Origin of the sequence: Planococcus circulans, from assembly GCF_020023385.1 — a bacterium.
Lineage (GTDB): Bacteria > Bacillota > Bacilli > Bacillales_A > Planococcaceae > Planococcus.
The window spans coordinates 358871-373927 of the sequence record NZ_JAIQCL010000001.1 but is presented as its reverse complement, the minus strand read 5'-3'; the positions used below and the strand labels follow the sequence as shown (position 1 = coordinate 373927).

Sequence of the window (15057 nt, the reverse complement as noted above, 5' to 3'; positions counted from 1 at the left end):
AAAAGGGGACTTTTTTTCATGAAGGTAGAGGAACAATACGTAGAACCAGTAAGTAAATTGATGAGTGATTATGTGAATGGGAGACCGGCAATCCGCTCTTATTTTTCGTATGATCCGCAGATGCAGTCATTTGATGAACGCTTGAAGAAGCTTCAAGGGCATTCTGTCGACCGCGGAAAATTGGCAGGCATTATACGTAGGTATATGGAACGTAATGGGTTGTCGGAAGCGGCACAACAAAATTTAAAAGATTTTGAAGAAGGCGCGCAGGTGGTCGTCACCGGCCAGCAGGCGGGTCTTTTAACAGGTCCCCTATATACGGTACATAAAGCCATTTCAGTAGTTGTTCTGGCAAAACAAGCTTCAGAGCAGCTGAACACCAGAGTAGTGCCGGTTTTTTGGATTGCCGGTGAAGACCATGACTTAGCTGAAATCAGTCACCTTTACCGAGAGATCAATGGGCGGGTCGACAAATTGAATATTCCCCATGCTGAATATGGCAAACATTCGGCTTCTACCGCAGAGCTCAATAAACCTAAAATCGCTCTTTTCCTGGAAGAGTATTTCCGCAGCCTGCCGGAAACCGAACATTCCAGAGAAATCCACCAACTGGCTTTTGGCCTCCTGGAACAATCCGTATCCTTTACTGATTTCTTCGCTGCGCTGCTCCATTATTTTTTCCAGGATGAAGGGCTGCTGTATATTGATGCAGCAGATAAAGAATTCCGCAAATATGAAGCTCCTTATTTCATGGAGCTGATTGAACGCTCAGGAGAAATTGCACGAACAGTAACTGCTGCCGAACAGGCACTTATCCAGGATGGGTACAGTGCAGTGATCGGTGCGGAAGAAAATGCCGCCAACCTGTTTATTACAGTGAAAGGCGAGCGTTTATTGCTGGAACGTGAAAACGAGGAGTTTATCGCAAACAATGGTGCGATCCGCTATACAAAACAGCAGCTTCTAGACGTTGCCCAACAGAATCCGGAACTCTTGAGCAATAATGTGGTGACACGCCCATTGATGCAGGAGATGGTGTTCCCTGTACTGGCATTTGTCGGCGGTCCCGGAGAAATCGCCTACTGGGCTGCATTAAAAGATGCTTTCAAGTTAATGGGCATGGAGTTGCCGGTCATCATGCCAAGGCTGAGCCTGACTTTGGTGAACCGCAAAACCCAAAGTCTACTGGAACAATATAAATTGGATTTCACGGCCGTAGTCAATGAACGCAGAATTCCAGTGATGAGAAACGAATTGATGGAATCGATTCGCGAACAGGAAGCTGAAGCATTGATCGAGGGGCTGCAAGAGCAGGTAGAAGAAGCCTATGAGAAGATTAATCAGCAGTTTTCTTCCATCAGTAAAGGCTTGACACCGATTGTCGAAAAGAATCTTCAGCTGCATATTAAACAATTCACTTTTCTGAAGAACAAGCTGCAGGATGAAGTGATGCTTCAAAACAGTATTGAGTTTAGCCATCTTTCTTCGATTGAAAATGAACTGCTGCCAAACGGCGGATTTCAGGAACGGATTTACAGTCCATTCATCTATATGAACCAGTACGGAACAGAGCTGGTGAAAGACCTTTTGGCTCTTCCGCTGAATTATGACAAAAATCATAAAATTATTTATTTTTAACCCGAAAAGTCTGCATATGCAGGCTTTTTTTATGTCAAAATAACTTGTTGAGATAATTTCTTGCAACAAACGTGAAATATTTCAAAAACAAGTGGTGGCGAGTGGGGGATTGTGGTACATTTATTACAATAAGTGGGGTGAAGGGCATGTTCATGGGCGAATATCAACATAGCGTTGATGCAAAGGGACGGTTAATCATACCGGCTAAGTTTCGTGAACTGCTGGGTGACAATTTTGTCATCACTCGGGGCCTGGATCAATGCTTATTTGGCTACACGATGGACGAATGGCAGAAAATTGAAGAAAAGCTGAAAGAGCTGCCGGTCACTAAAAAAGACGCTCGTGCTTTTACACGCTTCTTTTTTTCAGGTGCTACGGAAGTGGAACTTGATAAGCAGGGACGCGTCAATATACCGACGACATTAATTTCTTACGCAAAACTTGAAAAAGAATGCATCATTTTAGGTGTGTCCAACCGTTTTGAAATATGGGCAAAAGATTCATGGGAAAGCTATTTTGCAGCATCCGAAGATTCCTTCAATGAAATCGCGGAAAATTTAACTGATTTTGACTTTTAAAAGTGAACGGGGGGAATGGATTGTTCAATCACACCACGGTTTTACTGCATGAAACTGTCGATGGTCTGAACATTCGCCCTGACGGCATATATGTAGATTGTACGCTGGGCGGAGCAGGACACAGCGAATATCTGGTTCAGCAATTATCTGACGAAGGTCATTTATATTGTTTCGACCAAGACGCAACAGCATTGGCTCATGCAAAAGAAAAACTACAAGATTACTTACATAGAATTACGTTTATCCATGCCAACTTCAAGTTTTTAAAAGAGGAACTGGAAATGCGTGGAGTGCAGAAAGTCGATGGCATTTTATATGACCTCGGCGTTTCTTCTCCACAATTGGATACTCCTGAAAGGGGCTTCAGTTATCATAATGATGCCCCTCTGGATATGCGGATGGACCAAAGCGCTGAGTTGAGCGCGTATCATGTAGTAAATGAATGGTCTTTCGAAGACTTGGTGAGAATATTTTACCGCTACGGCGAAGAAAAATTCTCGAAACAAATCGTACGCAAAATTGAAGCTGCAAGAGAAAAGCATCCTATTGAAACAACCGGCCAACTGGTCGAATGCATTAAAGACGGTATTCCTGCTTTTGCCCGCCGAAAAGGCGGCCATCCTGCAAAACGTGTGTTCCAAGCCATCCGCATCGCAGTAAACGATGAGCTTGGAGCCGCTGAGACTTCACTGCAGGACGCAATCGGCCTACTGGCTATCGGCGGAAGAATTAGTGTCATCACCTTCCATTCACTTGAAGACCGGCTCTGCAAAGCAATTTTTAAAGAAGCATCCTCGCTTCCTGAATTACCGCCGAATTTACCGGTGATTCCAGAAGGGATGGAGCCGATCCTGAAATTGATCACAAGAAAACCAATCCTGCCTACTGAAGAAGAGCTGGCACATAATAATCGGTCAAGGTCCGCTAAGCTGCGGATTGCAGAAAAAATAAACGAGTAAGGACGTGTTCAGATGGCGTTGAATGCAAGAACTGAAACCTACATCCAACAGCCGGCCGTTCCTCAAAACCCGAGTCGGCAACCGGCAAGAAAGAAAAGCTTAATCACAAAAGGCGAGAAAATACTGTACGTGACTTTTGTAGCAGTCTGTATCCTGTGCGCATTGCTGGTTCTACAGAATCAATCGACGATTCAGGCATCTACTCAGGAAATTCAAACAATTGAACAATCAGTCAATGAAAAAACGAAGCAAAATACAGATTTGTCGGTACAGGTAAGTGAACTATCTTCATACGAGCGCATTTGGTCGAAAGCAAAAGAACTTGGCCTTAAATTAAATGAGCAAAATGTAAAGGTAGTGCCTGGACAATGAAAAAAAAGTTTCGATTTCAAGGGGGAGCCTTTCTGCTGTTTTTGTTATTTGCAGGGCTCTTTTTCCTTTTATTGACTAGAATTGTGACAATACAAGCTACGGGAGAAGTGGAAGGCCAGGAACTTGCTGCCAAAGCAGCGGCGAAGTACAGCCAGGAAGAGGTGCTTACTGCTGAGCGTGGACGCATCATCGACCGCAACGGAGAAGTGATTGCTGAGGATACTCTGACTTATAAAGTGGTTGCAGTGGTTGATGAATCAGCCACCCAAAAGGCCAGTGATCCGCGTCATGTCGTAGATATCGAAGAAACTGCCGGGAAACTGGCGGGCTATTTAGATGTTTCGGAAGAAAGTATCCTGAAAACGTTGAAATCCGGTAAGGAAAAAGACCGCTATCAGGTGGAATTCGGTGCGGCAGGCCGTGAGATCAGCCATACACAGATGCTTGAAATGAAAGAAGCCGAAATTCCGGGTTTACTATTTGTCCGGGATTTAAAACGATTATACCCGAACGGCGTTTTTGCTTCTCACCTGATTGGCTATGCCATGAAAGAAGAACTGAAAGATGGTGAAACAAAAACGACTGGAAGAATGGGTCTGGAATCCATACACAATGATATTTTGACAGGAAAGAACGGTAAAATAGAATTCGATACCGATAAATGGGGATTCCTGCTGCCGAATAGTGAATCTGCGGTAACTCCAGCTGTCGATGGTTCTGACGTTCAGCTGACTTTGGATAAAACATTGCAGAACTTCCTGGAAGACGCAATGAGCGGTGTCCAGGAAGAATACGATCCCACACGGATGATCGCTGTAATTGCTGATCCTAAAACCGGTGAAATACTGGCGATGTCCCAGCGCCCGACGTTTAATCCGAATACGCGGGAAGGGCTGTCCGATAACTGGCTGAACGAAAGCATCGAATTGACGATTGAACCTGGATCTCCGATGAAGATGTTTACGTTGGCGGCAGCAATCGAAGAAGGCAGTTGGGATCCGAATGCTACCTATAATTCAGGAACCTATACGCTGCTGGACAGCACGATCGGTGACCATAACAGCGGACGCGGCTGGGGAACCATCTCGTATCTGGAAGGTTTTCAACGCTCTTCTAACGTCTCGATGGCGTACTTATTAGAACGGCTCGGGGCAGACACTTTCATGACTTATGTGGATGCTTTTGGATTCGGCGAGCAGACAGGAATTGATTTGCCGAAAGAAGCAAAAGGCGCAATCCTCAATCAATATCCGATTAATAAATTGACCACGGCGTATGGACAGGGATCGACTGTAACTCCTATTCAAATGATCCAGGCTGCCACTGCAATTGCAAATGGCGGTGTGATGATGAAGCCCTATGTTATCGATCAGATCAAGAATTCAGATACGGGTAAAGTCACTGTCAAAAGTGAACCAGAAGAAGCAGGGCAGCCTATTTCAGCTGAAACTGCTGAAAAAGTAAAAGAAGTCCTGGCTTCAACTGTCACGTCCGAGGTTGGGTCAGCGCAAGGTTTTGCGCTTCAGGATTACACAATAGCCGGGAAGACTGGAACTGCCCAAGTTCCGAAAGAAGGCGGCGGTTACTTAGCAGGCAGAAATAATTATTTGTTCTCCTTCCTGGGCATGGCTCCTGCCGATGATCCGGAATTGCTCATCTACATTGGTGTCCAGCAGCCTAATCTGCCAGCTGATGAATATGGTTCGGTGCCGGTTGCGAAAATCTTTACTTCCGTCATGGAAAACAGTTTGAAGTACTTGAACATAGAGCCGGAAAACATGGCTGAAGCGACAACAAGGCCAGTTGATGATTATACAGGGAAATCAGCCGCTGAAGCTTCTGAAGCGTTGAATGGCTTAGGGCTCGAAGCTGTCGTTTCCGGAGATACAGATAAAGTCATCTCCCAATACCCGGCGGCTGGCGATACCGTACTTGAAGGCGGACTGGTCATCCTGAAGACGGAGGGGAACACTACCTTGCCTGATTTTACAGGATGGTCTAAGCGGGAACTCCTTGCGTATCAATCCTTGAGTGGCTTAGCGTTGGAAATTGCTGGTCAGGGATATGTTTTGACGCAAAGCATTGCAGAAGGTGAAGTTATAACGGATAATGAGCCAGTAGTAATCGAACTCCATCCACCTGAGATCTATTACCCTGCACGGGCGAAAGCCGAAGCAGCTGAAGAGGGTGCAGAAGAAGATCAGGATGCGTTGGAAGAATCCGATTCTCAAAATAATGAAGAAGCAACAGAAGCAGAAACATCAGCAGAAGAACCAACAGAAACACCAACAGAAGAAACAACAGAAGAAACAACAGAAACACCGACAGAAGAAACAACCGAGTAATCTCGTGTTTAAAGGAGCTCTCTAAATGAACGTATATATAGTAATGGGTCTTGGAATTGCTTTGCTCTTAACAGTTGGATTGATGCCGATTTTTATTCCGTTGTTGAAACGGATGAAATTCGGCCAAAGCATCCGCGAAGAAGGGCCTGAATCACATATGAAGAAAACGGGCACTCCCACTATGGGCGGGTTGGTTTTCTTAATCTCCATCATCATCACAGTCCTGCTAGTTGCCTGGGTTGCTGGTCTATTGACCGCTAAAGTACTTATTCTATTGCTGGTGCTTTTCGGATATGGAATGATCGGCTTTTTGGATGACTTCATCAAAGTTGTATTAAAGCGGAATCTGGGATTGACTTCCTTACAGAAATTGATCGCGCAGATCGTCATAGCGGTCATATCGTTCGTTGTGTTGAGCGGCATCGATTTTGAAACGGGACTCAGCATCCCTTTTACAGCTATTTCAATTGAGTTATCATGGCTGTATGTGTTCTTTATTGTCTTTTGGCTGGTTGGATTTTCTAATGCAGTCAATTTAACGGATGGCCTCGACGGCCTGGTGGCCGGTACTGCTTCTATTGCGTTTGCTGCATTTGGAGTATTGGCAATCCATCAGGATGAAATCGGTATTGCGATTTTCACTTTTTCCGTAACAGGCGGTTTGCTTGGGTTTTTGATCTTCAATAAATACCCTGCAAAAGTCTTTATGGGTGATACAGGTTCACTGGCTCTAGGTGGCGCACTCGCAATGGTTTCCATCTTGTTGAAGCAGGAATTGCTGCTGTTGCTGATTGGACTTGTTTTCGTCATTGAAACAGCGTCAGTCATTTTGCAGGTTGGCAGTTTTAAATTGCGCCAAAAACGAATTTTTAAAATGAGCCCAATTCACCATCATTTCGAATTGAGCGGCTGGTCAGAGTGGAAAGTAGTCATTGTATTCTGGACAGTCGGTCTAATCAGTGCGGCAATCGCAGTCTTTTTGGAGGTAATGTAAATGAAAGAGGTGCCACAATTATATCAAAAGAAAATCCTGGTTCTCGGATTGGCAAAAAGCGGTTTTACAGCCGCCCGCATTCTTCATAAGCTTGGTGCATTTGTAACTGTCAATGACTCCAAGCCATTTGAAGCGAATCCGGAAGCGCAGGAATTATTAAATATGGGCGTTACCGTCATTTGCGGTAGACATCCCGAAGATTTACTTGAGGAAGGTTTTGAACTGGTTGTCAAAAACCCAGGAATTCCCTATACTAATATATTGATTGAATCAGCTATCGAAAAAAATATTCCGGTATGGACTGAAATTGAATTGGCTTATTTAATCAGTGAAGCTCCATTTATCGGCATCACCGGTTCTAACGGCAAAACAACAACGACTACTCTACTGTTCCATATGCTCAATCAGGATAATAAGAATCCGCTGATTGCCGGAAACATCGGGACTGTAGCGAGCGGCGTGGCAGAAAAAGCGAAAGCGAAAAATGTCATCGTCACTGAACTGTCTTCGTTCCAGCTGAAGGGCACTGTCGCTTTCCGGCCAGAAATCGCGATCATCACGAACTTATACGAAGCACATTTGGATTACCATGGAACGATCGAGGATTACCGTGCTTCCAAAATGAAGCTTACAGAAAATCAAACAGCTCAGGATTATTTCATCTACAATGCTGATCAGCCATTATTGGTTGAACATGCGAAAAGCTGCAAAGCGCAGCTGGTGCCTTTCACATTGAAAGGACGTACCGCCACCAGTATCAGTGCAGATGCTGAATTTGTATACTGGCAAGGCGAAAAATTGATTGAACGTTCAAGAATCATGTTGGGCGGACAGCACAATCTGGAGAATATTCTAGCCGCAACGGCAGCGACTTTGCTTTGTGGGGGAACCAAAGAAACCATTATCCGTGTGCTGACTTCATTTACAGGCGTGAAGCACCGTTCCCAATTTATTGTGGAATGGCAAGGACGTAAATTTTACAACGACTCAAAAGCCACCAACGCACTGGCAACGAAAAGTGCTTTGGAAGCTTTTCCCGAAAAAATCATCTTATTGGCAGGCGGATTAGAACGTAATCATTCTCTGGAAGAAATCCGGCCATTTATGGACCGCGTCAAAGTTCTGGTCACGTTTGGTGAAACTGCACAACGCTTTAAAGCATTTGCAGAGGACTGTGGCGTATCGGTAATTATTCAGGCGGGCAAGATGGACGATGCAGTGGAGAAAGCGATCAAGCAGTCCGAGAACGGAGATACGATCCTATTATCCCCTGCCTGCGCAAGCTGGGACCAATACGATAGTTTCGAAATTCGGGGAGATGCTTTCATATCCGCAGTCCAGCAGATGACGGAAGCGAATGAATAAAAGATAAGGGGCAGCAATTATGGACAAAGTGATTGACATCGAAGAACGCATCCCGACGCTCCGCGAGCGCCGGAAAAAAAGAACCAATCGCAAGTTCGTGACGCTGCTGTTCATTTTTCTCACTTTGCTTGCCGTACTTTTATACAGCCAGTCGAAGTACAGTGAAATCCAGACCATCACTATCGACGGCGCTGTTCTTTTCGACCAGGAAAGCTACCAGGCAGCGAGTGGGTTGAACATCGGGGATTCGATGTGGTCCTTTGATGCGGGAACTGTTGCGCAGCAATTGGAAAAGCTGGAATGGATAGAAGAAGCATCAGTCAATAAAAATTGGTTGACCGGTGTTGAAATCAATTTGAAGGAATACGTTCAGATGGGCTATCTGGACCGCGGCAACAGCTACCAGATTGTCCTGTCGAATAACCTGGCTCTGGATCAGCCCGTCGCTGATGTGGACGGTCCGATTTACATGAATTTTGAAAATGAAGAGAAGCGGAAGAAACTGATTGATCAATTAATTGGAATTAATCCTGAAGTTCTTCAGTTGGTTTCTCAAGTTATTTTGGATCCTGACCAGGAAGACGCGGATTATGTGACTCTATACATGAATGATGGAAATGAAGTGCATGGAATTTTAAGTACGTTAGCAGAAAAGATGAATTATTACCCGTCCGTCATCGCCCAGTTGGAAGACGGCCAGCAAGGTGTAATTGATATGGAAGTGGGAATCTTCTTCCGCTCTTATGCGGATGTTTATGGCTTTGCGAAGGAAGGTGCCGAAGATGAAGACCCCGAAGAAGAATAATCGTAAGAGTTTCAGTAAATCGATTGTCTTCTCTCTGGTATTTCTGGTGCTGGGATTTATCATGGCTTATTCCTATAGTTTATCGAATGCGACGAAAGAGACAGAGGGATTTACCGGCGGCGCATTTTTCGAACAGGAAGACCGCTATCGGAAAGAATTGATCGACCAGCAGGAAGGCAATAAAGGTCTGCGAAATGAGTTGCAGGAGAAGCAGGGCGAGGTTCAGGAATACGAAAAATCATTTGCTGACGGAGAAAACCGCTACACTGAATATGCGGCGGAAGCTGAAGAACTGCGAAGATACCTCGGGCTGGTTCCTGTAGAAGGGAGCGGCCTGAAAGTCACTTTGCAAGACGGCGATTACAATCCGAACTCGGTCAACCCGAATGATTATATTGTTCATGAAAGCCATGTTTTCCAAGTGATCAACGAATTATATATTTCAGGCGCCCAGGCCATTTCGATCAACGGCCAGCGGATCCATGGAAATTCATATATTGTCTGTACAGGACCGGTCATAACCGTAGATGGCGTCCAATATCCGGCTCCTTTTGTCATTGAAGCTATCGGCGAGCCGGAGGTATTGACCTCTTCAATTGAGTTGACCGGTGGGATTATGGATCAATTATTGAATGATAATATCATCGTCACTTTAGATGAGGGGCAAATCATTGAAATGCCTGCTTTGCTGACAGAATCATGAGTGAGGGGGGGATTGCATGAAGAAAAGGATTCTTACCCGATTTACGGTGATTATGTTTGTCATAGGCTTGATGACGGCTATTCAATATAACACGATCAATGAACCCGATATCCGGGATACACGGGATGTTTGGGAGATTAGGCAGGAACTGGCGAGGGAAAAGCAGCTTCATTCTCAATTGTTGTCGGAAATCGAGTCACTTGACGATACATTGAACAAATACAAAGCAACTGCAGATGCCAGCCCCGAACAAGCCTTGCGTGAAACCGCCGGCGAGCTGAGAAGTGCAGCAGGTTTGACGGAGACGGCAGGGCCTGGAATTGAAGTTTTTGTCGAACCTTCGATGGAAGCGGTTGCGATGGGACTTGAGATTGAAGGGATTTCACCGGATCTGCTTATTCGTTTGGTCAACGAAATCAATCGTTATAATGGCTTGTATGTTTCCATTGACGGTAAACGAATCATCAATACAACCGCGATACGGGATATCAATGGCCAAACGACCGTCAATACAAAACCGGTGGATACACCACCATTTTCCATAAAAATCATCTCTGAGTCGATGGAAGACTCAGAAAAGCTGTATAATCATTTATTAGCGTCCCGTATTCTGGATGACTTTTACATCGATAACTTGACGTTAACGGTTTCAGAGCCAAAAGATGATCTGATCATCGAAGCATACGACGGCACGATAGACACCAATTATTTACAGGCATCAGAGGGGGAATAGCGATGTGGCTGTCCATTTTAGGTTTAATACTCGGAATATCGCTAGGGCTTCTCACAGATATTCAAATTCCGCCGGAATATGCCAATTACCTGTCGATAGCCGTATTGGCATCACTCGATACCCTTTTCGGAGGGATTCGGGCTCATTTGCAGCAAGTCTATGACGATAAAGTATTTGTCTCCGGCTTTTTCTTCAACATCGCGTTGGCGGCCGGCCTTGCTTTTCTTGGTGTCCATTTAGGAGTAGATTTATACTTGGCTGCAATTTTCGCATTCGGTGTACGGCTATTCCAGAACATTGCCGTCATTCGACGCATCATTTTGGCGAAATGGGCTGAAAAGAAAGAAGTTAGAGAGACTATTTGAACAATTGAAGGAAATTTTTCTAAGTTTTGCGATTTTCTTAGACAAGGTGCATGATATACAATAGAATATAAGTACAGCAGTTTAATAAGGAGGTGCCACGAATTGAGTCAATCAGAATTATACGTTAGTCTAGATATCGGTTCGTCATCCGTTAAAGTTTTAATCGGGGAAATGGCCAACAAGTCGCTGAATGTAATCGGCGTCGGAAATGTAAAATCTAATGGGATTAAAAAAGGTGCGATTGTTGACATAGATGCAACGGTGCAGTCCATTAAAAAAGCAGTCGATCAAGCAGAGCGCATGATCGGTAAATCCATCCATGAAGTTGTGCTTGGAATTCCAGCGAACAAAGCAGTGCTGCAGCCTGTTAAAGGAATCGTAGCAGTGAACAGTGAAAACCGGGAAATTACCGATGACGATTTGGATCGTGTATTGGAAGCGGCTCAAGTCATGTCGATTCCACCGGAACGGGAATTGGTCAATATCATTCCTGAACAGTACGTGGTCGATCATTTAGGCGAAATCAAAGATCCACGGGGCATGATTGGTATCCGTCTCGAAATGGATGGTACAATGGTGACAACTTCAAAAACGATTCTGCATAACGTACTCCGCTGTGTGGAGAGAGCAGGGCTTGAAATACGTGATATTTACGTCCAGCCACTTGCTGCAGGAAGTTACGCATTAACTGAAGACGAGAAAAATCATGGCACGGCGTGTATCGATATCGGTGGAGGTTCTACTTCTATTGCCATCTTCCAAGACGGCCACTTGACCGCTTCTTCCGTAATTCCGGTTGGAGGCGACCACGTTACAAAAGATTTGTCCATCATTTTAAAGACACCGACAGATCAAGCTGAAAAAATCAAACTTGAACATGGCCATGCATTTTTTGAGGATGCTTCAGAAGATGAAGTCTTTGAAGTTCCTGTCATTGGTTCGGATTCAACAGAACAATATAACCAAAAATACATATCTGAAATAATCGGAGTTCGCCTGGAAGAACTCTTCGAACTGATTTTAGATGAGTTTTACCGTTTAGGTGTCCAAGACCTTCCAGGAGGAGTCGTTTTAACCGGTGGTATGGCTAAATTGGATGGACTTCCTGAACTTGCACGGAATATCCTGCAGACGCGTGTTCGTCTATTCACACCAGAATTTATCGGCGTCCGGGAACCTCAGTACACGACGGCAGTTGGCCTGATTCAATATGCATACATGGAAGATGTCTTCTATGGCCGTGTTGGAAATGGTGCAGCTGTATCAGGAAATGCGAAAATTGAGCATCAGGAAATACAGCAACCTAAGAAGCAAAAGCAGCCAAAACAAAATTCTGAAGGTGTCGTAACTAAAGCCAAGAAGATGTTTGATCGATTCTTTGAATAAAATCAACATTGTATCTAGCTTGCAACTATAAAAGCTGAGCAATTTTAGGAGGAAAAAGAATGTTGGAATTTGATACAAATATTGACGCACTGGCCGTAATTAAAGTTATCGGTGTAGGCGGCGGCGGAAATAATGCTGTTAACCGCATGATCGAACATGGAGTCCAAGGGGTAGAATTTATTGCAGTAAATACGGATGCACAGGCTTTGAACCTGTCCAAAGCAGAAGTGCGCCTTCAAATCGGTGGGAAATTGACACGTGGACTTGGTGCCGGTGCTAACCCTGACGTAGGGAAAAAAGCAGCTGAAGAAAGCAAAGAACAAATCGAGGAAGCTCTTCGTGGAGCGGATATGGTTTTCGTTACAGCAGGAATGGGCGGCGGTACAGGAACTGGTGCAGCACCGGTTATTGCTGGAATCGCTAAAGAGCTTGGTGCTTTGACTGTAGGCGTAGTTACGCGTCCATTTACATTTGAAGGCCGCAAACGTTCAACTCAGGCAATCGGCGGTATTTCTACGATGAAAGAATCAGTGGATACATTGATCGTCATTCCGAATGATCGTTTACTTGAAATCGTCGACAAAAATACACCGATGCTTGAAGCATTCCGTGAAGCGGATAATGTTCTTCGCCAAGGTGTTTCCGGTATTTCCGATTTGATCGCCGTTCCTGGATTGATCAATCTGGATTTTGCCGATGTAAAAACAATCATGTCGAATAAAGGTTCTGCATTAATGGGAATCGGAGTTTCTTCAGGAGAAAATCGCGCTTCAGAAGCTGCTAAAAAAGCTGTATCAAGCCCATTGCTTGAAGTTTCAGTTGATGGAGCAAAAGGTGTCCTGATGAATATTACAGGTGGTTCAAACCTAAGCCTTTATGAAGTTCAGGAAGCAGCTGATATCGTAGCTTCAGCTTCAGATGAAGAAGTGAATATGATTTTCGGTTCAGTCATCAATGATAACCTCAAAGATGAAATCATCGTTACGGTAATTGCTACTGGCTTCAATGAGGAGCAGCTTCAACCAAGAACGCCTAGAGGATCTGGATTGAATTCAAGCCGTGTGCAGTCGATTCAACAACAGGCTCCAGCGCCTTCAATCCGTGATGCACGCCGTGAAGACCAACGCCGCGACGAGCAGCGCCGTGAAGAACAGCCGCCTTACTACAACCAGGAACCACAAAGACAAGAAAAAAATAACGACGATGCATTGGACATCCCGACGTTTTTACGTAATCGTCAAAAGAGACGTTAATCCGAACAGCTGCCGGTTGGGCAGCTGTTTTTTTTAGGATAGGGCTTAATTGATAAATCAGCCAAAACTTGATACAATATATTGGACTTCTATAGAAAAGTTGTGAATGCATGAAACCCATTAAACCCATTAAACCGGTATTTGAAGAGATCACCGAGCAGTTGAATGCTGTGAAGGATAACATACAAGTGATTGCTGTCACCAAACAAGTTGGTGTAGAACGTACGAAAGAAGCGATCCAAGCTGGAATCCGCCACTTGGGGGAGAACCGTCCGGAAGGATTGGCGCAGAAACTTGAAGCGATTGACGAAGATGTGTCCTGGCATTATATCGGTAATCTGCAAACCAGAAAAGTAAAAGACGTCATCAATGAAATTGATTATTTACATTCCTTGGACCGTTTAAGTCTGGCGAAGGAAATTCAGAAACGGGCAAACCGGCAAGTGAACTGTTTTGTGCAGGTGAATGTTTCCGGCGAAGAGTCTAAAAGCGGGATTGCACCTGATGAAACAATGGAGTTCATCAAATCGCTGGAAGCTTATGATAAAATCCAGGTAGTCGGATTGATGACGATGGCACCGAATACAGAAGATGAACGCATTATTCGTGAAGCGTTCAAAGGATTAAAATTACTCCAACTCCAAGTATCAGAGAAACACTGGACCCATGCACCATGTACAGAATGCTCCATGGGCATGTCCAATGATTACTTAATCGCTGCTCAGGAAGGGGCAAGTTTTGTTCGGATTGGAACAGCGTTAGTCGGGTCGGAAAGTGAGGCAAAGCCATGAGCATGAAAAACAAATTCAAAAATTTCTTTTATTTAGATGAATACGAAGAAGAACGCGTACAGGAGCAGCCTGTACCACAACAAAAACCAGCACCGCGGTATGAAAAGCCGGCTGCAATGCAAGAGCCGAAAAAAACACCGAAAGAACGGCGCCAGAAAGTGGAGGAGACCATTGTGCCTAATTTAGTCAGTTTGCAAAGTGCGGCAAAATCTTCAAAAGTCAGCTTGGCAGAGCCTAGAGTCTACGCGGAAGCGCAGGATATCGCAGAAAGTCTGAAAAGCAAACAGGCTGTAGTTGTTAACCTGCAGCGCATCGAAAAAGATCAGGGACTTCGGATCATCGACTTTTTAAGTGGAACAGTTTACGCCCTTGGCGGAGATATTCAACGTATTGGAACTGACATCTTCCTATGCGTACCAGACACTGTTGAAGTGGATGGCGCCATTTCAGATTATTACTACGATGATCAACAATAAGAGGGGTGCCATAAAATAATATGATAGTTCTTGTGAATCTATTACTTTCGGCCATTAATATTTATTTTTATATCTTGATAGTCAGTGTCTTCATGAGCTGGGTGCCGAGTATCAAAGAATCGAGCTTCGGACAAATGATCTCCAAAATTACAGATCCGTATCTGGATATCTTCAGACGTTTTATTCCGCCGATCGGCATGATTGATATTTCACCGATTGTTGCAATCTTCACATTAAGCTTAGCAAGCCAAGGTATCGTTGTATTGGCTGGTTATCTCATTTAACTCAAAACCT

General features: G+C 44.5%; 16 protein-coding genes. All 16 read left to right on the top strand.

What is annotated here, in order from left to right:
- The first annotated feature begins 18 nt into the window (after positions 1-18).
- The 16 genes from bshC to K8U60_RS01840 all read left to right on the top strand — a co-directional run bounded on the left by bshC (position 19) and on the right by K8U60_RS01840 (position 15047).
- Positions 19-1638, top strand: a complete 1620-nt coding sequence (gene bshC, locus K8U60_RS01915; protein ID WP_223633473.1) for a bacillithiol biosynthesis cysteine-adding enzyme BshC — start codon at positions 19-21, stop codon at positions 1636-1638.
- A 146-nt stretch (positions 1639-1784) separates the two neighbouring features.
- Entirely contained in the window at positions 1785-2216 is a 432-nt protein-coding gene (gene mraZ / locus K8U60_RS01910) for a division/cell wall cluster transcriptional repressor MraZ (RefSeq protein ID WP_146556518.1), read from the top strand.
- A 20-nt stretch (positions 2217-2236) separates the two neighbouring features.
- Complete coding sequence (rsmH, locus tag K8U60_RS01905) at positions 2237-3175, top strand: 16S rRNA (cytosine(1402)-N(4))-methyltransferase RsmH (protein WP_223633471.1); 939 nt, start codon at positions 2237-2239, stop codon at positions 3173-3175.
- A gap of 12 nt (positions 3176-3187) precedes the next feature.
- Positions 3188-3547, top strand: coding sequence for a cell division protein FtsL (ftsL, locus tag K8U60_RS01900; protein ID WP_223633469.1), 360 nt, complete (start codon positions 3188-3190; stop codon positions 3545-3547).
- Entirely contained in the window at positions 3544-5892 is a 2349-nt protein-coding gene (locus K8U60_RS01895; RefSeq protein WP_223633458.1) for a penicillin-binding protein, read from the top strand. Before ftsL ends, K8U60_RS01895 begins: the two co-directional genes overlap by 4 nt.
- A gap of 25 nt (positions 5893-5917) precedes the next feature.
- A complete protein-coding gene (gene mraY / locus K8U60_RS01890; protein WP_223633454.1) occupies positions 5918-6886 on the top strand; it encodes a phospho-N-acetylmuramoyl-pentapeptide-transferase in 969 nt (322 codons plus the stop codon).
- Positions 6887-8251 carry a UDP-N-acetylmuramoyl-L-alanine--D-glutamate ligase gene (gene murD, locus K8U60_RS01885; RefSeq protein WP_223633451.1) on the top strand — a complete coding sequence of 455 codons (1365 nt, stop codon included), beginning with the start codon at positions 6887-6889 and terminating at the stop codon, positions 8249-8251. It begins immediately after the preceding gene.
- A 19-nt stretch (positions 8252-8270) separates the two neighbouring features.
- Positions 8271-9056 (top strand): cell division protein FtsQ/DivIB, encoded by a 786-nt coding sequence (locus K8U60_RS01880; RefSeq protein WP_223633448.1) that lies wholly within the window; start codon positions 8271-8273, stop codon positions 9054-9056.
- A complete protein-coding gene (locus K8U60_RS01875) occupies positions 9034-9759 on the top strand; it encodes a DUF881 domain-containing protein (protein ID WP_223633447.1) in 726 nt (241 codons plus the stop codon). Before K8U60_RS01880 ends, K8U60_RS01875 begins: the two co-directional genes overlap by 23 nt.
- A gap of 16 nt (positions 9760-9775) precedes the next feature.
- Positions 9776-10492: a DUF881 domain-containing protein gene (locus K8U60_RS01870; protein WP_223633445.1), complete on the top strand. Its 717-nt coding sequence runs from the start codon at positions 9776-9778 to the stop codon at positions 10490-10492.
- A 2-nt stretch (positions 10493-10494) separates the two neighbouring features.
- Complete coding sequence (locus tag K8U60_RS01865; RefSeq protein ID WP_146556527.1) at positions 10495-10857, top strand: small basic family protein; 363 nt, start codon at positions 10495-10497, stop codon at positions 10855-10857.
- Positions 10858-10959: 102 nt separating this feature from the next.
- Positions 10960-12243, top strand: coding sequence for a cell division protein FtsA (gene ftsA / locus K8U60_RS01860; RefSeq protein WP_223633443.1), 1284 nt, complete (start codon positions 10960-10962; stop codon positions 12241-12243).
- 59 nt (positions 12244-12302) lie between these two features.
- Positions 12303-13496 (top strand): cell division protein FtsZ, encoded by a 1194-nt coding sequence (ftsZ, locus tag K8U60_RS01855; RefSeq protein ID WP_223633441.1) that lies wholly within the window; start codon positions 12303-12305, stop codon positions 13494-13496.
- A gap of 119 nt (positions 13497-13615) precedes the next feature.
- On the top strand, positions 13616-14287 hold the full coding sequence (locus tag K8U60_RS01850; protein WP_223634869.1) for a YggS family pyridoxal phosphate-dependent enzyme: 672 nt from the start codon (positions 13616-13618) through the stop codon (positions 14285-14287).
- Positions 14284-14763, top strand: a complete 480-nt coding sequence (locus tag K8U60_RS01845) for a cell division protein SepF (protein ID WP_223633439.1) — start codon at positions 14284-14286, stop codon at positions 14761-14763. Before K8U60_RS01850 ends, K8U60_RS01845 begins: the two co-directional genes overlap by 4 nt.
- A 20-nt stretch (positions 14764-14783) precedes the next feature.
- Positions 14784-15047: a YggT family protein gene (locus K8U60_RS01840; protein WP_142826624.1), complete on the top strand. Its 264-nt coding sequence runs from the start codon at positions 14784-14786 to the stop codon at positions 15045-15047.
- The last annotated feature ends 10 nt before the right edge of the window (positions 15048-15057 follow it).